Genomic DNA, 22,442 nt, shown 5'->3' with positions numbered 1-22,442 from the left:
TTCAAGTATCACGCATCAATCATATAAAGAAAAGCGCCAGTCTCGAAGTTCCGAAAACTGACGCTCACAAACATTAGGACACATCTCTATATTTTAAGTGAATTCAACTTTGAGCTTTTTTCCCAGTGCAAAGGCAATCTTGCTCATGGTATCGAAGCTAGTATTCTGGCCATGTTCAATTCTTGCAATCGTTGACTGCGGCACATCTGCACGCTCTGCCAGTTCCCGTTGGGTCAAGCCAGCACGTTCACGCTCGTTCATCAACGCCACCGCACTCTCAAGTTTAGCAGATTCGGCATCAAAGCCTGCCTTGAATTCAGGGTCTTTAAGTTGTTCAGCGAGATAATCGTCAAAAAGAATGTTCTTTGCCATGTTACTTACCTCCCAAATTATCGTAGTATTCTGTCCTGAGTTCTTTGGCATGATTAAGTTCAGACACCGGCGTCTTCTGGGTCTTCTTCGTGAAGCCATGCGTAATCACATAATGCGGACCTTCAACGTGGAAGTACAAGCCGCGCTGGATATTAGATCCCGTTGTCCGAAGCTCAAAGATGCCATCTGAGATTTTTCTGATCCACATTTGGCGCGCCGCCACCTGCAAACCGAATTTCTGTGTCTTAGCAATAACGGTGACCAGCTTCTGCTTTTCCACCGGTTTCAAACTATCTAAGAATTCTTGGAATTCATTGTGTCCACTGGGACGCGTGTAAAACTCGAACTTAGGATTTTCCATGAGTTCAGTATACACCCAGCGAGTCATAATATCAATATATGCTATCAGCATTCTAAAATCCACATTTCAAAACTTCGTAGTCTCTAAATGAGTGAATTAAAAGATCAGCGCACTCGGGAACGCTTGTTCGAGAATCAACCATATAAGCCTTCTACTCTGCTATAATACGTATGAATCAATAAAAATTATATAGATAAGGCGGAACACACATGAAGAAAAACCTGCCACGAAAAATCATCTACTTTGATGAAACCTCCGCTGTAGATTTATTACAGGTTCGTCAAAAAGGACATCTGACGAGAACCGAGGAAACAATTCGATCTATGACTGGGAAAATTGGCGCAGATGCTGACATAAAAGCACAACTAGACGAAGGCGTCGGAGTCAATAAGCTGATGAGTCATATCTCTGGCTTATCCGCCGGCATCAACTCAATGATGGGAGCAAACGGATCTCTCAACGGAAGTAAAATTGCCAGAACCGTCATTGAGAATTCTTTGCTTTATGATTTCTTGGAGGCCGCTGAATCGAAACGGGGAACGCCATTATTAGATATTAAGGAAGGCTACGCACTCTCAATTCCGAAGGATTCAATGACTTACTTCGCAACCATAGCACCTCTAACAGAGATGATGGAGGGACATCAGCAGCTCGACAATCCAGAAATTACCATGGCAATTTCAAAAATGAACAGCGGCATCCGAAACTCTAAAGGTTACTACGAAGTAGTCGGAGAAAAAACTGATTCAAAATTTGGTAAATCCATCATCACTCAAAAAGTATTTCGTTTTAACATTGATGCTTTTAAGAACAATTACCGCATTCAGGATTTGCCTAAAATGAACTTAGTTCTGTATGCTATTCACGTCGGTACAACAAGGCTATCCCAACTCGATTTTGAAACAGAATTCAATCTTGACAGTCAGCAGTCCGAAGTCGGATTTAGCGGTTTAGCCAAGCAGGCTCAATCCCATCAGGATGCTGATTCTAACGACGAAAAATCGCTTGATGTTTTCGATGTCGTTTTAGCGGGGGTTCGCTAATGGCAAATATTCAATTATTCTACGGATCGAGCAAAGATTTCCACTCTCTACTTAATCGAAATCAAGTAGAGGACAATTACACACCATTTATGGAGCTGATTCGTCAATATAACGTAACAGTCCGCGCCAACGATACTATGGGCAACAAAGATGCTGAATTTAGCCGCGATGAAATTGACAACGTAGTAATTTTTGCTGATGACTTTGCATCGGTCACAGAACACGTAATCTCAAATTTCTCGAATATTGTACTACTTGGTCACGAGATCGAAAACTTGTATATTCAAAACCCTCCGAAACGAGTTGAATACTCTATCAGATCCAACTTTGATGAAGATGAGATTGATGAAGCAAGGTCGCCATATTTTTCACCCAGTACGACCGAAGTCACAAAACTTTACTCTCAACTACTAACCGGAAAAGTTGTTGGCCAAAACAACGCTAAACGTGAATCGTGCGTAGGATTGTATAAAGCGGCGTACCATCATCAGAAAAAACCTACCGTCATGATGTTCTACGGTCCCTCTGGCGTAGGGAAAACTGAATTAGCTAAGAACATTAGCAACTTCTATCATGGTAAGTTAACACGAATTCAGTTTTCAATGATGCAAACCGAGGAAGCCTTCAAATATGTTTTCGGTGATGAACATGCTCGGCCATCCATGGCTAGGGACTTACTATCGCGCGAATCAAACATAGTCCTTATCGACGAATTCGATAAGGTATCCCCCAGCCTATATAACGTATTTTATCAAATGTTTGATGAGGGTATTTTCGAGGACATCAATTACAAAGTGGACGTATCTAGTTGTATATTCATCTTAACGTCTAATTTCAACGATGAGGAAACTATTGCGTCCACAGTGGGCCTTCCAATATATTCAAGAATTGATCAAAAGATTAAATTTGAAAAACTAACCAAGGAGGAAATCTCCACGGTCATCTCTAATGCCTTCAAGCGAATTCTGTCAGAACTCACCCCGGAGGATCAGAAATTTATTAGCGCCTCAAAATTAGAAGAACACTATCAAGGAAATTTGCAGATTTTTTCAAACGTTCGCATGCTTGATTCATTTATCGAAAATGACGTATATACCATGTTGCTTGAGCAACAAATAACAGTTAACTCAAGTTCAGATGAATAGTAGTACCCGACCCCACAAAAAGAGCCATATCTCAAGCAATTCGCTATGAGTATATGGCTCTTTATTTGGCAGGATTTTGGCAGGGAACCAAGTAAATTCTACCCATTTCAACCCGTTTCACTTCGTCTGAAATGCCGTTAAACCAAGCTTTTCACTTCAAGTGATACCTGCATTTTATTCCCATTCAATCGTTGCCGGCGGCTTGGACGTGATATCATACACGACGCGGTTAACATGCCCCACTTCGTTGACGATCCGGGCCGAGATCTTCTGCAGCACATCCCAATCAATGCGGGCAAAGTCGGCGGTCATGCCATCGATCGAAGTGATGGCACGAATGGCAATGGTGTAGTCATACGTGCGGCCATCCCCCATGACGCCAACGCTGCGGAAGCCTGGCAGGACGGTGAAGTATTGCCAGATACTCTCTTGCAGGCCGGCCTTAGCGATTTCATCGCGCAGGACCCAGTCGGAGTCGCGGACAATTTCCAGCTTGTCCTTGGTCACTTCACCGAGGACGCGAATGCCGAGGCCAGGGCCAGGGAATGGCTGGCGCCACACGAGGTCATGGGGCAAGCCGAGGCGTTCGCCGAGGTCGCGGGCTTCATCTTTGAACAACTTGTTCAGCGGTTCGATGAGCTTGAACTTCAGGTCTTCTGGCAGACCGCCGACGTTATGGTGCGACTTGATGGTTTGGGCCGTATCGGTACCGGACTCCACCACGTCGGTGTACAGCGTGCCTTGGGCCAGATAATCGATGCCGTGCAGCTTACGGGCTTCATCATTGAAGACCTCGATAAAGTCGCGGCCGATGATTTTACGCTTTTGTTCAGGGTCGGTCACGCCAGCCAGGTCGCCGAGGAAGCGGTCTGCGGCGTCCACCTTGATGATTTTGACCCCGAGGCCTTTGCCGAGGCTGTCCATGACTTGGGCCGCTTCGTTCTTGCGCAACAGGCCGTGGTCAACGAAGATGCAGGTCAGCTGGTCGCCGATCGCCTTGTTGAGCAGCGCCGCGACCACGGAGCTGTCCACACCGCCAGAGAGGCCGAGCAGGACTTGCTGGTTGCCGACTTCAGCGCGGATTTCAGCGATTTGATCATCGATGAAGTCGCCCATGTTCCAGTTGGCTTCCGCGTGGCAAATATCGAAGGCAAAATGGTGCAGGATTTCATGGCCATACTGCGTGTTTTGCACTTCGGCGTGGAACTGGATGCCGTAGAACTTGCGGTCATCATCGTCCATCGCGGCAATCGGGCAGTTCGTGCTGGTGGCGGTGGTGCGAAACCCTGCCGGCACCGCCTGCACCAAGTCGCCGTGGCTCATCCACACGGTTTGCTTTTCAGGCAAGCCGGCGAAGACTTTGGCGGTCGGGTCGGTGACGGTGATGTCGACTTTACCATATTCGCGGTTGTCAGCGGCTTCCACGTCACCGCCGAGGCGCTGCGCCATCAGCTGCATGCCGTAGCAAACCCCCAGAATCGGGATGCCCAGCTTGAAAATCTCGTCGTCGACGCCAAGTGCGCCTTCGTCGTACACCGAGTTCGGGCCACCAGAGAAGATAATCCCTTTTGGCGCGAGCTGGCGGACTTCTTCTGCTGTGATCGTATGCGGCTTAAGTTCGGAATAGATGCCGAATTCACGAATGCGTCGCGTGATCAATTGATTGTACTGACTGCCATAATCAAGGACGATAATTTTGTCGTAGTCCTGGGCCTTGGTTGCCAAGTTTTGCCACACTCCCTTTATTGAATTGTTACTATTCTATGCAAAAAACGCCGGCGGGTCAATCTGGGATGAGAATCTGCTCAGATTACCGACTAGAATTTCCGCAGCCGCACTTCATCGATCAGATGATGGGCGGTTTTGTGCAAAATGACATCCGCGCGATTTTTGGTTGGCAGAATGTACTCGGTCAGGTTTTTCAGGTTGACATCGCGCCAAACCTGTTTGGCCATTTTGAACGCGTCTTTGCGGTCCCCGATGGCGTACTGATAGTAGTAGTTGGTCGGGTCAGTGAAGGCCGTGTCCAGCAACATGCCGAAACGTTCCAAGTACCACTGCTCGATGTTCTTAGGATCAGCGTCGACGTAAATCGAAAAGTCGAAGTAGTCGCTCACGTAAATCGGCGCCTTGCTTGGCAGCTGCAGGACGTTGATGCCTTCGACAATCAAGATGTCCGGATGGTCGATGACTTCTTCTTCCCCCGGCACAATGTCGTAGATCTGATGGCTGTACTTCGGTGCCCGCACCACACCGTTGTTGTTTTTGACGTTGTTGAGGAAATGAATCAACAAGTCCATGTCGTAGCTTTCCGGGAAGCCTTTGCGGTTCAATATCCCACGCCGTTCCAGCTCCTGGTTCGGGTACAGGAAGCCATCGGTGGTGATCAGCTGAATGCGCCGGTCCGGGTACGCCCGCGAAAGCAGCAGCTGGAGCAGGCGGGCGGTGGTGCTTTTGCCTACCGCCACCGAGCCGCAAATACCGATGATGAACGGCCGGGCGTGATACGGAATGCTCAGGAACTGACTGAGGGTCCGAGCATCGTCTTGGTAGTCGTTGTAGCGGATATGAATCAGGTGGCGCAGCGGTGAGTAGACGGTTTTGACATCGTCCATGCTGATGATATCGTTCAGCGATTGCAACTGACTCAGTTCGTCGTCAGAGACGGAAGCAAAGTTGTGGGCGTGGAAATTCGCCCACTCGTCGCGGCTGAACTTGTAGTAATTCATTTCGGATTCCATAACTGCTCCTTGAGGCTGAGATTTACTCTAGTTTAGCGCTTTCGCCGCCGGTTTTGGGGATTTCGGGGAAAACAGTTGCCTGGTTACGGGAAAAATCTGCGGCGCCGCAATAATACAGTACACCCAACTTGATGAAACGGATGCGGCGGCGGTTTTTCTGGCGACGCCGGCCTCATGCCAGTGGCTTTTGCCACAGGTGGCGGGCGCTGTTTATGATCAGCCGAGATGAGACCGACCATCAACCGTTAAAATTTTTATTTAAGATACATGTTGCCGCTTTCATTTGGCTACTTCGTTCTGGTACACTTAGGTTTCTATACCAACCCGGAAGGAAGTCATTCCTGATGAAAATCACTGCTTTCGGGGTGCGGCCAGATGAGCGCCAGCACTTCGAGCGATGGACGAAACACACTGGCGATGACATTCGCCAAACTGCAGAGCTGTTAACTCCGGAAGCCTTGGCGTTGGCCAAAGGCAGTCAAGGCATCACCAGTTTTCAAACCGTTCCCTACGCCGCCGGCATTTTCAAAGCCATGCGGCAACTCCACATTCCTTGGCTCGCGCTGCGCAACACCGGCGTGGACAATGTCGATTTTGCCGCTGCCGAGCGCGAAGGCATTCGCATCACCAATGTTCCGGCTTACTCGCCGAACGCCATTGCCGAGTTTGCTTTGGCGGATATGCTTTACCTCCTGCGTCAAACCGGCCTGGTGCAGCGCGACTTGCATGCCAATCATTACCAGGCCGCGACCCATCATATCGGCCGCGAGCTACGCACGTCCACTGTCGGCGTCATCGGCACCGGCCGCATTGGCCGTAGCTTGATTGCCAGCCTTAATGGCATTGGTGCCAAGGTGCTGGCCTTTGACCCACATCCCAAAACGGATGCCAGTTTACAGTATGAATCCGTGTCGTTTCAGACCTTGCTGAAGCACAGTGACATTGTGACGTTGCATGTGCCTGGCACGCCAGCCAATACCCATTTGATCGACGAAGCGGCACTGGCGTTAATGAAACCAGGCAGTCTCCTGATCAATACCGGTCGACCGAATTTGATTGATACCACCGCCGTCATTAGCGCCTTGCAAAGCGGCCAACTGGGCGGCGTCGGCATTGACACTTTCGAGCACGAGGCCGATGACTTGCTGGCCCTAGACCAAGCTGGCCGGTTCAATGATCCGCAGTGGCAAACGCTGCTGGCGATGCCGAATGTCATTTTGTCGCCGCACATTGCCTACTACACTGACACTGCGGTGCGCAACATGGTCGAATGCGCCTTGCAGGCGCTCCATGACCTGCAGGACCACCAGGCCAGCAACTGCGAGGTTTACCCGGAAGGCATGGCCAAAGCGGAATAAACTGAAGACCCGTCACCAATTTTGCGGTGGCGGGTCTTCGTTTGTTTGCGCTCTAGCCTACAGTGACTGTCCAACCAGCCGGCGCTGGCACATCGCCGAATTGGATGCCGGTCAGCTCATCATACAGCCGCTGTGTCACCGTTCCAATGCCACCATCCCCGAATTGATGGACTTGGTCATGGTAGGTGATGCTGTCGATTGGCGTAATCACCGCCGCCGTGCCGCAAGCCCCGGCTTCGGCGAAGTCAGCGAGGCTCGTGATGGGAATCTGTGTCTCCTCAGCATCCAAGCCAAAGCGGTCGCGGGCTAAGGCGAGCAGGGAGCACCGGGTGATGCTCGGCAAAATCGACGGCGACTGCGGCGTCAAGAACCGTTTGCCGTCCTTGGTGATGGCAAAGAAGTTCGCGCTGCCGACTTCTTCGATGTACTTGTGCTCGATTGGGTCGAGGTAAATCGCATCCCCGTAGCCATGCTCATGAGCATATTTGCCAGCTTGCAAGCTGGCTGCATAGTTGCCGCCGACCTTGCTTTGCCCGGTGCCATAATGCGCCGCGCGGTCGAAATGATCGGCCACGATGAACTTAGTCGGCACCATGCCGCCTTTGTAGTATGCGCCGACTGGCATCGCAAAAATCGTGAACAGATATTCCTTGGCCGGCGCCACCCCGATATTTGGCCCGACGCCGAGCAGCAGCGGCCGCAGGTACAGCGTCGCCCCGGTACCGTATGGCGGCACATAGTCAGCGTTGGCGGCCACCACCTGCTTAGCCGCGACGAGAAACTGATCAGTCGGGACTGGCGGCATCAAGAGCTTGCTGGCGGAATCTTGCAGCCGCTGGGCGTTGAGATCCGGACGAAACAGCTGGATGGTGCCTTTTTTCGTGCGATAGGCCTTCAAGCCTTCAAAGGCAGATTGGCCATAATGCAGCGCCGGGCTGCCGACGTTCAGCTGCAAGGTATTGCCTTGCACCAACCCGCCTTCATCCCACGCGCCGTCCTTGAAGTGCGCCTCATAGCGATAAGGCAACTCCATGTAATTAAAGCCTAATGCATTCCAATCGATATCTACTGCCACGCTGCTTCCTCCTCTGAAAGACTCGTCTGTCCGCATCGTACAAAGGAATGCGCCCACTTGCAAGCGATTTGGCCAAACCGCAATGCGTTTTTAATGATTGATCATGGTTAATCCAGAAAACCCATCTGCTTGAAATACAAATCTATTTCATCCTGTGCGGCCGCTTTCAGGCTAGAGTCCAGGAAAAACAGGGCCTCGCACACCCGCTTAAACGTGCTCACTCGGTAATAATACTGAACAGCCGCCGGAGCCTGCTTGTAGCTGGTCCAAACCTGCTGGCTGCACGCCTGTAGCTGGCCAATGACTAACGCTTCGCCACCCGGCCGCTTGGCGATACTGCACCACACCACTGCTAGGCGTTCCTCTTCATCATCGGTGAAAGCGGCAGTCGTGGCAAGCAGGACTGTGCTGACCGCCTGCGCCGCGGCCCCCAGTTCCACTGCTGGAAACGCGGGATGCTGCACCGCAGCGTCCAGGAAATCACTGCCATGCGCAATCGCATGCGCCCAGCCGTGGCCTGGCACATAACCGCGGCGATCGGTTTCGCTGGGCAGATACTTCAGCGCCTGCGCAAACCAGACCTGGCGCTGCTCATCGGTCAGAAACGTTGATTCAGCATCTGCACTTAGTATTAAGGCGCCGAGCAGCGCTGTGAAACTGCGGGTGAAGATCAAATCAGACTCGAGGCCCTGACCGGCAAAAAGGACCTCATTGCCCATGGTTTGGCGAGCAATCGCCTGCTTTTGAGCGCCGGTGAAGCCGCCGGCCATAAAACCGCGAGCCAACAGCGTATAGGTCAGGCCATCGCGGATGGCACCGTCCGGATCACCAATGTGGGCCAGTAGCCATTGGATTTGAGCATCGGTGAAAGACAACGGATTAGGCTGAGCCAGCAACTGGTCAAGTTCATTTTGCATGCATAGTCTCCTCGCTTCCTCAATGTTGCTTGGATTATACCAGATCCTTCAGCGGGCGCAAAAAGACATCCGCCGCAACGGATGTCTTCAAGCATACTTCAGTTAATCGACCCGGTTGATCAAGGCATCGTTGATGCGGTCCTTGAGTAGCTGCGTGCGTTTTGGATTGAGCTCACGCAGCTGCTGACAAATCAGGTCGATAATGGTGAGCTGGCCAAGCACCGGCAGAAAGTCGGAACTGTCACGACCACTGCCAGCAGGCGGGGCCAATGTGAAGTCGCTCGCTTGGGTCAGCTTGGTGTTCAGGTAGTTGGTAATGGCAATGATGTCCACGCCGAAGCGCTTGGCGATAGCGACGTTTTGGAGCAAATCGCGGGTATTACCAGTATTAGAAATCGCGACCACCACATCATCCGCTTGCAGCAAGGCAATATCGATAGCTTGCAGGTGAATGTCTGGGTCGAAAATCACCGCGACCCCCATCCGCGTCAGGCGAGTTTTAAAATAGTTCCCAACCATGGCGGAAATACCGGCACCGAAGATGCACACGGCATGCGCCTGATCGATGGCTTTAGCCACTGCTGCCAAATGTTCCGGCAAAACCGCTTTTTGTAGCCGTTTCAGGTACTCCACATACTCGCTGGTGGGCAGCTCGTCTTTGTCGTCCGGGGTTTCCTGATTGACCGAGATCACCGCCAAATCGCGAGCGAGCTGCAGTTTGAAGTCTTGGAACCCTTTGAAACGCAACTTGCGACAGAACCTGATGACGGTAGTTTCCGCAACTTGGGCCTTCGCCGCTAAGTCGCCAATCGATAGATGTTGCACATCTTCTGAATTGACCAGCACATACTGGGCAATTTTCCGTTCGGCTTTCGTAAGTGATGGATAAAAGCCGTTAATCGTGGTTAAAACATCCATCCTGTTCACCCCTTCACTCTCTGCTATGAATTATAGCACAGCGGAGGGACTAGCTTAGTCCTTGGTGCGATTAGCGAAGCGAACGAATGGGAAGTAGATTAGCGTCCCAATGGCAATCAAGATGATTTGCAAAATAGAAGCGCGCCAGTCACCATTCGTGGCCAGATAGCCGGAAATGACTGCAGGCGTGGTCCATGGCGTCATGACAGAGGTGCGGGCAACCAGACCAGCCGCTGTGGCGAAGTAGGCAATGGTGGTGGTCACCAATGGCGTGATGACCAGCGGAATACCCAGAATTGGGTTGAAGACCACTGGCATCCCAAACATAATCGGTTCCGAAACGTTGAACAGTGATGGCACCAAACCAACCTTAGCAATGGTCCGGTAGTCTTCACGCTTGGAAGCGAGCAGTACGGCCAAAATCAGGCAAAGGATCATACCACCGCCACCGCACCAAGCAAAGGCATCCAAGAATGGCTTGGTCACAATGTTAGGCAAGGCTGCATTGGCCTTCAAAGCGTCCATGTTTTGCTGCAGAGACGTCAGCAGCACTGGTTCGCCGATGGAGCCCAGAATGAAGGTCCCGTGCAAACCAAAGGCCCACAGGAAGTTACTCAAGAAGACATACATCAAAATCCCGGCCAAACTCTGGAAGCCGCCAACCAGTGGCGCCTGGAAGAATTTGACAATCAGATCTGGCCAATTGGTGTTCAATCCGACTTCAACGGCGAAGTCGACCACACCGAAAATCAAGGAAACCAGGAAGGCTGGAATCAAGACGTTGAAGGACTTAGCCAATGCTGGTGGCACCGAGTCTGGCATCTTGATGCGCAGTTTGTCGATTTTGTTGAACTTGCACAGCAAGGTCACCCCAATCAAGCTGGAGATAATCGCTAAGAACATGCCAGTGGCACTAGTTTCGTTCTGGGAGAAAATCGCCGCGACGGTTACATTCTTACCAGTGGCCGTGGTCACCGCCAAGCTCGCTGGCAAAAGCACGAAGAAGCTGATGACGCCGAAGACCCCACCGAAGGAAGGATCATCGCCTTTGTACGCACGAGTCAGGCGTTCGCCAATCGTGTACGCAATCAAAATCGCGAGGATGCCGAGTGTCGCATTGTAAACCTGGCCGCCAATCAAAGTCAGCTTAGCCGCCCAGGCAAACTTACCAAGGAGACCATTAGCGCCGAGCACCAGGTTATTAATCAGGACCCAAAATGACGCAATGATGGTGGCAGGCATCAACGTGATGAAACCATCACGAATCGCCATGATATGTTTCTGTTCCGAGAACTTATTCGCGCCGACCAGCAGCGCTTGAACAAAATGATTGCTGTCTTTATTTTCCATGTTTATCACACCTCCAAGGTGGTATAGGCACAATTAATTTCAAACATGCGGTTCCAAGGAAAACTGATTTGCGGCTGGAGCTTGGCCCCAGCCAATGAATGTTGCAGCGTGGTGGTAGCCAGCGCTTCAATCTGCTTGGCCACTTCGGCCCCCACGGCATCGGCCTGGTCTTTTAGGTCGAAGTAATTGAGTCCAAACCGAGGCAGCCAGTTGTCGGTAACCTCGCCGCGGACGACGCTTTGATAAAACGCATCATCCAAGAGCGCGGTCAAAATCTCATGCCAGCGTACTGCCGGCTTTGCGTTACGCTGAATCATCGCGGCACTAATGGTACTGCCCAGCGTGTTGCAATTGGTGTTCCAGCCGCGGTAAGCCGCCAGCTTGGGTAGCAAGCCTTGGGTGTCCAACATCTCGATGAGCTCCAGATCGGCGCCATTGGCATAGGCACTGTCCGCCACTGCCACGGCTTTGCCGGCATCCAGTAACCCACCAATCTGCGAAACAAAAGCGCGAAGATTGCGGTAAGTATCATAGGTGACATCGGCATGGGTACGCTGATCACGTGCTTCAATCATCTGCTTGCCTGGCGTGTTCACTGCCAAGATCAAATCAGCGCTGTCTGGGCTTAAGGCGACTTGCGCCCCAGCCGACAGAATGTGCGACTTCACACTTTCGCACAGCGGCCGATCTTCATAAAGAGGAATTTGAGTTTTACCAATCTCACTGGCATACAGCGGATAGATGCTGAAACTGCCACCGGTCAAACCTTGCACCGCCCGCGCCAGCAGGGTGTATCCTGCTTCATCGGCACCAGGATAGGTACCGATGCGTGCTTGCAGTCGCGTTTTTTTGATCAGCGGATAAACGGCGGCCTGGTCATGTGCGGTATAGCCATAAGGGGCGCTGTCATCTTGCGGAATAGCCAGATAGTCAATCACGCCGGCCCGAACCAAATCGATATTGGCCAAGTTGACCTTGAGATTATTCTCGCGGCGCTGCTCATAGTCGGCGATATCCTCTGCCGGCACGGTTCGGCTTAATTGCCGCTCTTCGGCGCGCTCGGCGTCATCCAGGCCTTCGCGGTTTTCCTTATCAATCAGCCAACCGTAGCGAAAAATCTCCGCGCCATAATCTTCATAATAAGCTGGCTCCTCATCCCCACTGCTGTAGCGCGGTGTGCGCATAATCAAGTTCGATCCGTACAGTTTCAGCGCTGGATTGGTAGTCTTCAGCCCTTTCAGAAAGGCTTCATAGTCGGCGATGTCAGGTTTGTCCGCTTCAGGATAAATCCGGGAAGGCAACAAGCCGCCATAAGCCAGCATTTCAGTGGAATACACCACCGCGTCGGCATCGACGCTTTCCGCCTTCAAGAAATCCCGTAAAGCGCTCACATTTGCTGGTAGCTTTTTGTGGCCCAGCAAGGCTGCCGGTGGCGCGACCACCGTCACGTCATCCAGCTGGGTAAACAGCCGCAAAGGATAAGCGAGATTGCATGGCCGCTCATCCAGCGGAATATAAACAATTTTGCTCACAGGTTAAGCCATCCTTTCAATCAATACGGCGATGCTATCGACATGTGCGCTGGCGGCGGCAATCGTTGGCGCGTCTGCCAACTTACCCACAGCGAAGCTATTCGGCGTCAAGCCAAACATCGTCGTGTCGTTCTCAGCATCCCCGGCCACATAAACTTGCTTAGGGTCAAACTGGCGCTGCTCGATTAGGGCTTGGACGGCTTGGCCTTTAGAGGCTTGCGGCGAAAAGATTTCCAGTGAACTGGGACTGGTTTGTTGCACATTGACTTGATTTCCTAACGCCGCCTTGAGTGCTTTGATCAGCGGCTTAAAGGTGGCGGTATCACCAAAAATCAAGTAAATGACGGGCTGGAAGCTCGGCTGTTCGATAAAGCCAACCAAGTCGTTTTTGACAATGGAAGTATCAACGAATTCAGCGACCTGTGAAGGATCGCGAGGTGATGGAAAATAGCGATGGTTGATATCGGAGACTTCGACGCGCAGACCTTGGCCAAACACAATGCCGTTTATCGTCGGGACCAGTGCATGAGGAATGGTCGCTTGACTCACTAGGTCGCCAGCTTGATCACGCACCACGGCGCCATTTTGACTGATACGATAAGCCCCAGCCACGCCGATTTGACGCTCAACATACTTGATGTCTTCATCGAGTCGGCCGGTGCAAACGACGAATTCGTTGCCGGCTTGCACATAGCTTTTCAGCCGTGCCAAGCTGGCGTCATCAATCTGATTATGGGAATCCAATAATGTCCCGTCTAAATCACAAACCAATAATTTCTTCAATATAATCAACCTATTTCTATTTAGCGTTATATGCAGCGATGGTCCTAGTGTAGCGCGCGGTAATCTGCTGCGGCCGCGTGATGGCACCGCCGACAACGGCGGAATATGCGCCCAATTCAAACGCGTGGGTGACATGTTCGGGTTCATACGTGTGACCTTCCAAGATAATTGGGGTGGTCACTGCTTGCGCCAGCTTGCTCAACAAGTCAAAATCCGGCAAATCCCGTTGCGGCGTGTACGGCGTGTAGCCTGACATGGTCGTCGAAATCAGATCAAAGCCCAGTTTGCTAGCAACCACCCCTTCGTCGAAGTTCGAGATATCTGCCATCGCCAGCCGACCCGCGGCGTGAATGGCGGCCACGAGATCTGGCAGTTGCTCATCGTGCGGCCGCTTGCGATTCGTGGCATCAGTGGCAATCACCTCTGCCTTGGTCCCGTCAATCAGTTCACGTACCTCTTTCATCGTGGCGGTGATATACACCTCCGAATCGGGGTAGTCGCGTTTGATAATACCAATAACGGGCAAATCAACTTGCCGCTGAATTTCTTGAATATCCGGCACCGAATTGGCACGAATGCCCTTAGCGCCACCTTCTTTGGCCGCAATCGCCAGCCGTCCCATGATGAAACTGCTGTGCAGCGGTTCATCCGGCAGCGCCTGGCACGAAACAATCAACTGATGATGAATCTGATTCAAGTCCATTTGACCTCCTCCTTTCACCGCATATGGTACCCTGTTTTAGTTTGGAAGTAAATATCCTTTTTATATATATTTATGGAGTATAATTGCATTATTCATCCTTGGTACCTGACAATGCTTGATAACACACGCTTTGGCGTATAAAAATAACGGCCAAATTCGACCGCCATTCTCCGTTTCTTCGTCAGAAAGGTGCCCAGCACCTTTTTAACTCAGCTGTTGCGTTAGCTCTAGTTGTTGCAGCGCCGCTTGCACGGCCGGTGTTTGCGCCTGACCTTGCGCAATGACATGCCCCTTTTCCAGCACAATAATTTGGTCTGCTTGGGCAAAGGCCGCCTCGTTATACGTATGCGTGATCATCAAAAAGCCTTGGGCCATGTCAAAAAGGTCGCGCTGCAATCCCGCTGCGATGTGCGGATCCAGACCAGTCGTCAGTTCATCAAAGATATAATAGGAATAATCCCGTAGAAAAATGCGGGCGAGCGCAAGGCGCTGCTTTTCCCCACCTGACAGCAACGGACTGTCGGCACTCACCATGGTGCCTAAACTGTGCGCAGTCAGCCAGCCGCTGAGCCCCGCCCGCTTCAACGCCGTGGTCATGGCTTCATCGGTAAAACTCTCAGTGAACAAGCTCATATTCTCGCGGACGGTACCAGTGAAAACATGCCCCGCCTGCGCCATGAAGCCAATCCGCTGGTACACGGCGTGCCGCGCCAGCTCTGCGGCTGGTGCACCAAACAACAGGGCCTCGCCTTGCGATGGCATCACCTCCCCCAACAGCAGTCGCACCAAAGTCGTTTTTCCACTACCGCTAGCACCAACCAACAGCACTTTCTGCCCCGGGGTGAGCTGGAGTTTCACGTGATTCAAAATGGTCTGGCCACCAACGGCATAACTCGCATCGATGCACGCTAGTTCGGCATGCAGTTGCGGCAGCGCCTGGCTTCGCGCCTTAGCATTAGGCGAGGCAATGAACAATTCCAGTTGCCGCGCCGCTTGAATACCGCCAATCAACGTCGGCAAGTCCTCAGTCAGTGACATCATGGGGAAACTCAGGTAGCCTGTCAGCGTGCTAAACACCACCATTTGCCCCATGTCCATCTGACCGGCGCGGACCATAATCGCCCCAACGAACCAAGCCGCCATGTAGGTCAGGTCGTTCAGAACCGAAGAAATCGCGTTGCTGATGGCTTGAATGCGCGTGTTCCGCGTTTGGGCAGCGACCAGCGCATCATCGGCCTGATCATGCTGGCGCGCCGCAGCCTGCCCAGCCAACGCGAATTTTAAAGTGGTGAACCCGCTGAGCAAGTCCGTGGCCTTGGCCGTATAGCGGTCGATGGCCGTCACCTGGGCCTCGGAAGCCTGCTGCAAAGCCTTTTTGAGCAAAAATGGAAACACGAGCGAGGGCAAGGTCAGTACCACGATCAAAAGCGTGACGCTGGGGCTGATACTGATGGTTGCCAGTGTGGCCACAATGATTTGCACGCCGAGATAGAACAGCCACAACCACTGGCCAAAGTAACTCTCAGTGATGTTATCGACTTGTTTCGTCAACTTGCCCACCATGCTACCCACGCCAACTTCACCGAACGCTGCGGGCGACAGGGCCAAGGCTTGGGCCATCAGCGCTTTGCGCGCCCGGCCCGCCGCGGCCCATTTCAAACTGGGCCGCAAGTAGCGGTCAAACGCTCCGACTGTATCCATCACCACCATATACAGGACCATCAGTCCCGCCACCGCAACCAGACTGCCAGTCCGTTTGCCAGTGGCGATATCGACGACGATTTGCAGCAGAAAACTCCAGCCCACATAGCCACACACCGCCATGACCGCTACCGTCATCGTCAGGGCGAGTTGACCCTTTTTTGCCGTTAAATATTTCAGCATCTTTCGGCTCCTGGTGCCGCCAAATACACAAAAAGCAGCCTCTGGCGAGACTGCTCCGCTCAGAGTGATCATTCGTGCACTAAGACGACACAAAACCACAGCCACCGGCAAGCCGGTGCTGACTGCAACTTTGCAATGGCGTCTTAGTTCAACACGAATGGATCCCTCTTCTCTGTTAGATTTACCTGCAGTGTAAGCTACGCGTCACGAAAAGGCAAGCCTAAGCATTAAATCACGCAAAGATGACCCGAATCCAGCTGCAGTCTGGACTCAGGTCATCAAGTGATTGATTCATTTAGGCGGTATAATTTATGCTGGTAGATTTGACAGCTTCCTTTGTTTTAGCTGCGACGACGCTTACGCCAGTTAATGCCGAGTAGACCGAGCAAGCCTAGGCCCAAAGCGGCGAGACCACTTGCAGCCACGCTACCAGTTTGCGGAAGCGTGTCATCGCCTGTGCTAACAACATCTTTGGTATTAGCATTTTCACTCACCGCTACGCCAGCCTCAGTGCTGGTGCTTGAGCCGCCGGTCTCAGTGCCACTACCATTGTCACTGTTCCCGTTATTGGCATCGCCACCACCAGTTGACAACTTGGTAAAGTGTACTGTTACATCCTCAGCGTTGGCCAGTTCGAAGATCGGATTACTCGTGTCAATGTGTTGGGCGTCCACAGTCGTCACCTCTGCCTTGTAGCCAGGAACTTCAGGCACAGTGAAGGCCTCAAAGTGATTTTGCGGTAAATAAATCAGCGTTTCCTCATCATCACGTGCGATTCCCCGATAATCTGCACCTGGCCAATACCAGTTCCAATGCCACTTCACTTCCTGAACGACATCTTCGAGCGTACCTGCAGGCAAACCCGTAAAAGTGATACGCCGAGTCGTAATCTTAGGTATTTGTTTGATACCAACGCTTCTGTACTCAATATTATTGTCATCGTTGACGGCCAATAATTCTATCTTTTCACTAGGATCCACAAGTTCATAATCCGTTGGCAGGTCAAGTTGACTGAGGTCTGCCATCGCACCCAGTTCCCCATATAAAACACTCGGGAAAAACCAATTATCTTCAAGCGTATGATCTTCAAACCAAATGCCTACGTAGCCTAGCTCACCGGCTTGCAGGTGGTAGGTATCGCTATAACCACCATTGTATTGGCGACCAAATTGATGACCTGTCATTTCACCTGCCCAGACCTGACCGTCCGGCGCCCAGAAACGGTTAAGATAGGTATCATCTCCCACCACAAGCGTTTCCAGCTGGTTTACGCCGTTGATCAATTCTCCAGAATAGTAGTGAGAAAAGCCGATACTTCCAATATCCAAGTATTTGAGCGAAGGCATGTCAATGAACACATCATAAGCTTGCAGATCCTTTGCGTACCAAGTAGAAAGATTGACTTCCTCTACACCACTTCCTTTAAGAAAACTGTCCATTACCTCCAAACTGGCCACATTCCAGTCTAATAGATTAAGGTTACTAAGCGAACTTGTGTTTTGGAAAGTGCCATAAAATGTGTAAACTGAGCTGACGTCCCAATTATCAACCTGAATTTCCGCTAAGCTACGACAGCCGCTGAACATCCATGCCATTGACGTTACTTGAGATGTGTCCCAATTATCCACCTGAAGGTCTTTTAGACTTCCATTGTATTCGAACATTCCCCTCATATTTTGTACCTGCGCAACGTCAAGCCGGTCTAAGTGCTCAATCTCGACTAAGTTAGAAAAGCCGGCAAACAAGCCTTCTGAATCCTCTGGTGCCTCAATTGCGCCATTCACGATAATTCGGGTAATCAGACTTCCGAATGCCCACCAAGGCGAACGGCTCCCCGTATCTTCGCCGATTCCTCCCTCAAGTAGCAGAGTCCCATCATCTTCCAACAACCAATCTACCGTCCCCCAGGTACCATGTTTAGGAGCAGGCGTCAGTGTGTAAGTGTCTGCGTAACCGCCATCGTATTGGTCGAAGAACTTGTGGCCGAGGTTTGTCCCTTCCCATTGCATGCCAGCCTTGATTGGGACATTAATCAAGCGGGTTTGGCTGCCTAATACCAGCTTATCAACAGATGAACGCCGGGCCTCGCGCTCAAACGGTGCTTGAGGATTATCAAATACTGCATTGCCAAAATTTACCTCGATCAAATTGATTCCGCCGAACATCCGATCTAGATTAACTTCCGGATTAAAGTGCCAAGCTGACAAGTCAAATGACTTTACGCCTGAAAATCCAAACATCCAGCCCATAGCTTTAACCCCGGAAACATTAAAATTACTAACGTCAATCGACTCTAGTCGGTTGGTGCCATAAAACATATTCCTCATCGAAGTGACATTGCTTGTATCCAAGCGTTCAAGGTTAACGAACTCAGTGACCCGGGTAAGTCCAGAGAACATGGATGAACTGTTGGCTGGGGCATAGACAGTGTCGAGGAAAGCCACCTGTTTGATGTCATCAGCGTATTCAACCCATGGTGACCCCCCTTCACTATCTGAGCCCGTGCCGCCATTAAGCATCAGTTCACCTTCCAGGCTAACAACCCACTCAACGGTACCCCAGGTGCCACGGGCAATTACTCGCGGCACAGCCTCTTCCGCGGAATCATCGCTATCCGCCAAACTATCAGCCGCCACGTCTGGGATGGCGGCTGATGTGGGTTCAGCATTCGATTCAGCCGCAACTTCGCCGTTCGGAATCTCCATAACTGGTGCATTGTGTTCAACGTCCTCGTCTGCTTCCTTCTCAACCTCAGGCTGTGCTTCGATTCCTTCGGCTTCTCCCGCTGCTGGCAAATCAAGTGCTGCCGCCGCACCATCCAGCGATGGCGTCACCAGCACCGAGCTGGTCGCTTCCCCTGGTGTTTCCCCTTCTGCATGGGCCACCACTGGCGCCATGCCAGTCAAAATGGTGGTGCTCGCCAGCACCGTCAACGCCAGCGAGGCGCAGAGGCGGCGGGTTCGTTTTTCCTTTGTCATGGGGTCCTCCCTTATCCAAACCTTATGCATTTAATAATCCCTTACAAATATAATTGTAAACGAATGCAGTCATAGCTTGTCCAGTCAGACGGGTTTGCGCGCACCAAAAAACGCCCTCCGGAGAGGACGTTGGTTAGTCGATGGTAATGTCCGGCATCGACTGCCGCGCCGCGCGATTGGCGGCAACGCGATCAGCGTAACCGGCCGCAAGTTTAGCGCCAAGCGGCAGGTCGGCTTCAAGACTTGGCAGTGTGCTGCCGGGATTGATTACAAAGGTCATCAAGCTCCAGGCGGCCAGGTACTGCTCACCGGTGTCGAGGTCTTCCCCGACCAGCTTGGTGAACACTTCCAGCGAGCGCTTGCCGCAGCCGGTAACGAAACTGGTGTAGATCAAAGCGTGGCCGATGAGCACCGGCTTCACATACACCAGCCGGTCCAAGGAGCCGGTGACCATTTTGCTGCGGGCGAAGCGATGCGCCGAGATGCTGGCGGTTTCGTCCAGCCAAGCCGCGGTTTGGCCGCCGAACAAGCTGGCGTGTTCATTCATTTGCCCCTGAAAAATCCGATGCGTGGTCACCGACAGGGTTTCCGACATCAACATAAGCTCACTTCATTTCGTAAAGGTCAGTTGGCACGTCCGCTAGCAGAGGAGACAGTGCAGGACTGGCAAAAATGGTCAGGCGATGCATCGCCCGGCTGGCAATGGTATACAGCAATTCGCGTTCGTCTTCGTGGTGGAAGTTGGCGGCATTGGCTTGCCACAGCACCACGGCATCGAATTCCAGCCCCTTGGCCAGATACGATGGCACCACGATGACGCCGGCGGCCAGGCGCTGATTTTCAGAGCGAATCAGCGTGGTCTTCACGCCGGCTTGTTGCAACTCGGCTTGCACCTGCTCTGCGGCTTCCAGGGTCTTGGCGATGATGGCCGTGGTTTGTTTGGCGGCGTTATCGATGTTGATTTGCTTGACCAAAGTGGCCAGCAGCGCCTGTTCATCGGCGCGCTGGTACACAATCGGTAGCGGACCCTGGCGGTTGAAGGCTTCGATTTTCTGGCCGGCTTTCAAAATGGCCTTGGTGAAATCGGTCACCTGCTTGGTGGACCGGTACGACCGGGTCAGCTGCACCACGCGGGTCTTTTCCGGATCAAACAGTTTGGACACATCGGCAATCAACGTATGCGAGTTTTCCTTGGTGAAAATTGCCTGGTTGAGATCGCCGAGCAAGGTGAACTTCGCTTTCGGGAAGCTGCGCTGCAGGTAAGCCAGCTGAAACGGCGTGTAGTCTTGGATTTCATCAATGAAGACGTAGCGCATGTTGCGTTCGCCGTGGCGGCCGGTCATCAGATCATACAGGTACAAATATGGCGTCGCGTCGGCCATGGTGAGCTGGCGGGCCTTGAAGGCTTCGACAAACTGGTCGACTTCTTCATCCCATTCAGCCGCGGTGAGGCCGTACTCAGCCAGGTTCAGGTAATGCGGTGCTTCGCGGAGGAAATGCACATATTGCGCCCGCACGTTCAGGAAGTGATTGCGGACGATGGACTGCTGAATGGATTGGAAAGCGTCAATGACGATTTTCCGGGCATAGAACTTGTACTCGGCGTCGGAATCCTTGAATTCCTTCTGACCATTTTCCTGCAAGCTGCGGATCTGCTCTTCCGAGAGGTTTTCGACTGTGTCTTGGACCCAGTCGGCTTTCATTTCGCTGTCCACTTTGCGATTGAGCATCGACAGCAGCCGTTCCTTGGTGGCGCTCAGGCGGTTGCCCAGGTGATAGTTTTCGTTATAACTATAGAAAATATCAGCAATGCGTTTACGCGAAATGAAGACTTTACCTTGGAACTTGATGTCGCGGAAGCGCATGTTGGCCGCTTCCAAGGTTTGCGCGTACTGTTCCGTCGCCTTGAAAAAGGCCAGACTGCCCTTGGCTTTGGCGATGGCTTTTTGCGGTTTGGTCAGCTTCGCCTCAAACTGCGAGAACAGATCTTGCACCTGAATGTTCGGCACGCGGCGCGTCACATATTGATAGAAGGTGAACTGCACCATGTTCTGTTCGCCTAATTCCGGCAGCACGTTGCCGATATAATCGGAAAACAGCTGGTTCGGGCTGAACATAATGACTTGGCTGGCAGACAAGTTGCCGCGGTAACGATACAGCAAGTAAGCCACCCGCTGGAGCACCGCCGAAGTCTTCCCGGAACCTGCAGCCCCTTGCACAAAGAGCAAATCGGCTGAAGTGTCACGAATGATTTGGTTTTGTTCGCGCTGAATCGTGGTGACGATACTCTTCATCTGGGTATCGGATTTCTCGTTCAGCACTTCCAGCAGCATCTGATCGCCGATGGTTTCGGTGGTGTCGAACATGGTTTGAATCTGGCCATTTTCGATAACAAACTGGCGCTTCAAGGAGACGTCAACGGTTTGCGGACCGTCTGGCGTTTGGTAGGTCACCTTACCCAAGCCGCCGTCATAATAGATGGAACTAATCGGCGCCCGCCAGTCGTAGATCAAGAACTTGCCGTTTTTGTTGGTGAAGCTGCCGAGGCCGATGTAGATGGTTTCGGGTTTTTCTTGGCCTTCTTGAAAATCAATCCGCGCGAAAAAGGGATTGCCCTTCAGCCGGCGCACCGTGTCCAGTTGCATGGTGGATTGACGCCAGGCATTGCTGCGCTCGTCCAGCAGCTGTTGTTGCTGTTGGATGCTGGCCGCGGTTTCGATGGTTTCAGCGTCATTGGACAGGTTAATTGAGGTGTCAGCAAAAAAGTTCTTATTCAGACTGGTTTCTTCCGCTTTGGTCCGCTCAATTTCCTGGCTCAGGCGATCATCGGCTGCGTCTAGTTCTTTCATCGTCCGATCAAGATGCGCTTGTTCGAACTGCTTTTCTTTATCCACGGGCGCGCCCCCTTAATTGAAAATAATCGTTGTACTATCATACCACTTGTGAAATATGTTCGCAATCAAAGCGGCTGCGAAGGGGAACCGGTCTTAGCCGGATGGGTAGCCTAGCTCTGGGCATTACCGACGTTCTTTGTCGGTGAGGCCAGGAGCGTAGCTAGCCACTCCGGCGTTGGTTTCCCGGAGCGCAACGATTCTCTGCAGGGAAACGGCCCGGGCAGGACAGCCTCCGCAGAAAGGGGCTGGAACGTGGTGGCCAGCGCTTTGAGCCTCTGCGAGTCTCAAAGTCGCGGCTTGTTCTAAGCCAGTAAAGACCACTGGCTAAGAACAATTTCACCACTGAGCCCCTTTCTGCTCCGGCTGCCCCGCCCTACGGTAGTTGTTG

Annotated in this window: 18 protein-coding genes; 3 read left to right on the top strand and 15 right to left on the bottom strand. The window is 52.1% G+C overall.

Annotation, left to right across the window (positions count from 1 at the left end; genetic code table 11):
- Positions 1–93 precede the first annotated feature (93 nt).
- Together JUF11_RS10165 and JUF11_RS10160 are read right to left on the bottom strand one after the other, a co-directional pair.
- Positions 94–372 carry a helix-turn-helix domain-containing protein gene (locus tag JUF11_RS10165; RefSeq protein ID WP_016363707.1) on the bottom strand — a complete coding sequence of 93 codons (279 nt, stop codon included), beginning with the start codon at positions 370–372 and terminating at the stop codon, positions 94–96.
- A 1-nt stretch (position 373) separates the two neighbouring features.
- Positions 374–733 (bottom strand): type II toxin-antitoxin system RelE/ParE family toxin, encoded by a 360-nt coding sequence (locus JUF11_RS10160; RefSeq protein WP_125580175.1) that lies wholly within the window; start codon positions 731–733, stop codon positions 374–376.
- A 209-nt stretch (positions 734–942) separates the two neighbouring features.
- Here JUF11_RS10160 and JUF11_RS10155 point away from each other — a divergent pair, with 209 nt between their 5' ends.
- Positions 943–1,776 (top strand): DUF6414 family protein, encoded by an 834-nt coding sequence (locus JUF11_RS10155; protein ID WP_204119514.1) that lies wholly within the window; start codon positions 943–945, stop codon positions 1,774–1,776.
- Entirely contained in the window at positions 1,776–2,921 is a 1,146-nt protein-coding gene (locus JUF11_RS10150) for an AAA family ATPase (RefSeq protein WP_204119513.1), read from the top strand. Before JUF11_RS10155 ends, JUF11_RS10150 begins: the two co-directional genes overlap by 1 nt.
- 174 nt (positions 2,922–3,095) lie before the next feature.
- Here JUF11_RS10150 and guaA read toward each other — a convergent pair whose 3' ends face one another.
- Both guaA and coaA read right to left on the bottom strand, forming a co-directional pair.
- A complete protein-coding gene (gene guaA / locus JUF11_RS10145; RefSeq protein ID WP_204119512.1) occupies positions 3,096–4,646 on the bottom strand; it encodes a glutamine-hydrolyzing GMP synthase in 1,551 nt (516 codons plus the stop codon).
- 92 nt (positions 4,647–4,738) lie between these two features.
- Positions 4,739–5,662 carry a type I pantothenate kinase gene (gene coaA / locus JUF11_RS10140; RefSeq protein ID WP_204119511.1) on the bottom strand — a complete coding sequence of 308 codons (924 nt, stop codon included), beginning with the start codon at positions 5,660–5,662 and terminating at the stop codon, positions 4,739–4,741.
- Between the two features lie 344 nt (positions 5,663–6,006).
- Between coaA and JUF11_RS10135 the strand changes: the two genes are divergently transcribed.
- Positions 6,007–7,020 (top strand): NAD(P)-dependent oxidoreductase, encoded by a 1,014-nt coding sequence (locus JUF11_RS10135; RefSeq protein ID WP_204119510.1) that lies wholly within the window; start codon positions 6,007–6,009, stop codon positions 7,018–7,020.
- A gap of 52 nt (positions 7,021–7,072) precedes the next feature.
- On the opposite strand, the gene JUF11_RS10130 is transcribed toward JUF11_RS10135, so the two are convergent.
- The 11 genes from JUF11_RS10130 to helD form a co-directional block, all read right to left on the bottom strand.
- On the bottom strand, positions 7,073–8,095 hold the full coding sequence (locus tag JUF11_RS10130) for a branched-chain amino acid aminotransferase (RefSeq protein ID WP_204119509.1): 1,023 nt from the start codon (positions 8,093–8,095) through the stop codon (positions 7,073–7,075).
- Positions 8,096–8,202: 107 nt separating this feature from the next.
- A complete protein-coding gene (locus tag JUF11_RS10125) occupies positions 8,203–9,012 on the bottom strand; it encodes a DUF2785 domain-containing protein (protein ID WP_204119508.1) in 810 nt (269 codons plus the stop codon).
- A 102-nt stretch (positions 9,013–9,114) separates the two neighbouring features.
- Complete coding sequence (locus JUF11_RS10120) at positions 9,115–9,930, bottom strand: MurR/RpiR family transcriptional regulator (RefSeq protein WP_204119507.1); 816 nt, start codon at positions 9,928–9,930, stop codon at positions 9,115–9,117.
- Positions 9,931–9,984: 54 nt separating this feature from the next.
- The gene (locus tag JUF11_RS10115) at positions 9,985–11,280 is read right to left on the bottom strand and encodes a PTS sugar transporter subunit IIC (RefSeq protein WP_125579990.1); all 1,296 of its coding nucleotides are present in this window, start codon (positions 11,278–11,280) and stop codon (positions 9,985–9,987) included.
- 5 nt (positions 11,281–11,285) lie between these two features.
- Entirely contained in the window at positions 11,286–12,812 is a 1,527-nt protein-coding gene (locus JUF11_RS10110; protein ID WP_204119506.1) for a DUF4127 family protein, read from the bottom strand.
- 3 nt (positions 12,813–12,815) lie between these two features.
- The gene (locus tag JUF11_RS10105) at positions 12,816–13,595 is read right to left on the bottom strand and encodes a Cof-type HAD-IIB family hydrolase (protein ID WP_204119505.1); all 780 of its coding nucleotides are present in this window, start codon (positions 13,593–13,595) and stop codon (positions 12,816–12,818) included.
- Positions 13,596–13,611: 16 nt separating this feature from the next.
- Complete coding sequence (locus JUF11_RS10100) at positions 13,612–14,298, bottom strand: N-acetylmannosamine-6-phosphate 2-epimerase (RefSeq protein ID WP_204119504.1); 687 nt, start codon at positions 14,296–14,298, stop codon at positions 13,612–13,614.
- 204 nt (positions 14,299–14,502) lie between these two features.
- Positions 14,503–16,182 carry an ABC transporter ATP-binding protein gene (locus JUF11_RS10095; RefSeq protein ID WP_204119503.1) on the bottom strand — a complete coding sequence of 560 codons (1,680 nt, stop codon included), beginning with the start codon at positions 16,180–16,182 and terminating at the stop codon, positions 14,503–14,505.
- 341 nt (positions 16,183–16,523) lie between these two features.
- Positions 16,524–19,160: a BspA family leucine-rich repeat surface protein gene (locus tag JUF11_RS10090; protein ID WP_204119502.1), complete on the bottom strand. Its 2,637-nt coding sequence runs from the start codon at positions 19,158–19,160 to the stop codon at positions 16,524–16,526.
- A 133-nt stretch (positions 19,161–19,293) separates the two neighbouring features.
- The gene (locus JUF11_RS10085) at positions 19,294–19,761 is read right to left on the bottom strand and encodes an acyl-CoA thioesterase (protein WP_204119501.1); all 468 of its coding nucleotides are present in this window, start codon (positions 19,759–19,761) and stop codon (positions 19,294–19,296) included.
- A 4-nt stretch (positions 19,762–19,765) separates the two neighbouring features.
- Entirely contained in the window at positions 19,766–22,054 is a 2,289-nt protein-coding gene (gene helD, locus JUF11_RS10080; protein ID WP_308439936.1) for an RNA polymerase recycling motor HelD, read from the bottom strand.
- Between the last annotated feature and the right edge of the window lie 388 nt (positions 22,055–22,442).

Origin of the sequence: Lacticaseibacillus suilingensis, from assembly GCF_016861845.1 — a bacterium.
GTDB lineage: Bacteria > Bacillota > Bacilli > Lactobacillales > Lactobacillaceae > Lacticaseibacillus > Lacticaseibacillus suilingensis.
Note: the sequence above shows the minus strand (reverse complement) of the source record. Positions and strands in the feature narration are given on the sequence as shown.

What these genes read in the sequence shown, in the direction of transcription:
- JUF11_RS10165 (WP_016363707.1), bottom strand. Translation starts at nt 372, where the DNA reads ATGGCAAAGAACATTCTTTTTGACGATTATCTCGCTGAACAACTTAAA.
- JUF11_RS10160 (WP_125580175.1), bottom strand. Translation starts at nt 733, where the DNA reads ATGGAAAATCCTAAGTTCGAGTTTTACACGCGTCCCAGTGGACACAAT.
- JUF11_RS10155 (WP_204119514.1), top strand. Translation starts at nt 943, where the DNA reads ATGAAGAAAAACCTGCCACGAAAAATCATCTACTTTGATGAAACCTCC.
- JUF11_RS10150 (WP_204119513.1), top strand. Translation starts at nt 1,776, where the DNA reads ATGGCAAATATTCAATTATTCTACGGATCGAGCAAAGATTTCCACTCT.
- coaA (WP_204119511.1), bottom strand. Translation starts at nt 5,662, where the DNA reads ATGGAATCCGAAATGAATTACTACAAGTTCAGCCGCGACGAGTGGGCG.
- JUF11_RS10135 (WP_204119510.1), top strand. Translation starts at nt 6,007, where the DNA reads ATGAAAATCACTGCTTTCGGGGTGCGGCCAGATGAGCGCCAGCACTTC.
- JUF11_RS10125 (WP_204119508.1), bottom strand. Translation starts at nt 9,012, where the DNA reads ATGCAAAATGAACTTGACCAGTTGCTGGCTCAGCCTAATCCGTTGTCT.
- JUF11_RS10120 (WP_204119507.1), bottom strand. Translation starts at nt 9,930, where the DNA reads ATGGATGTTTTAACCACGATTAACGGCTTTTATCCATCACTTACGAAA.
- JUF11_RS10115 (WP_125579990.1), bottom strand. Translation starts at nt 11,280, where the DNA reads ATGGAAAATAAAGACAGCAATCATTTTGTTCAAGCGCTGCTGGTCGGC.
- JUF11_RS10100 (WP_204119504.1), bottom strand. Translation starts at nt 14,298, where the DNA reads ATGGACTTGAATCAGATTCATCATCAGTTGATTGTTTCGTGCCAGGCG.
- JUF11_RS10095 (WP_204119503.1), bottom strand. Translation starts at nt 16,182, where the DNA reads ATGCTGAAATATTTAACGGCAAAAAAGGGTCAACTCGCCCTGACGATG.
- JUF11_RS10090 (WP_204119502.1), bottom strand. Translation starts at nt 19,160, where the DNA reads ATGACAAAGGAAAAACGAACCCGCCGCCTCTGCGCCTCGCTGGCGTTG.
- JUF11_RS10085 (WP_204119501.1), bottom strand. Translation starts at nt 19,761, where the DNA reads ATGTTGATGTCGGAAACCCTGTCGGTGACCACGCATCGGATTTTTCAG.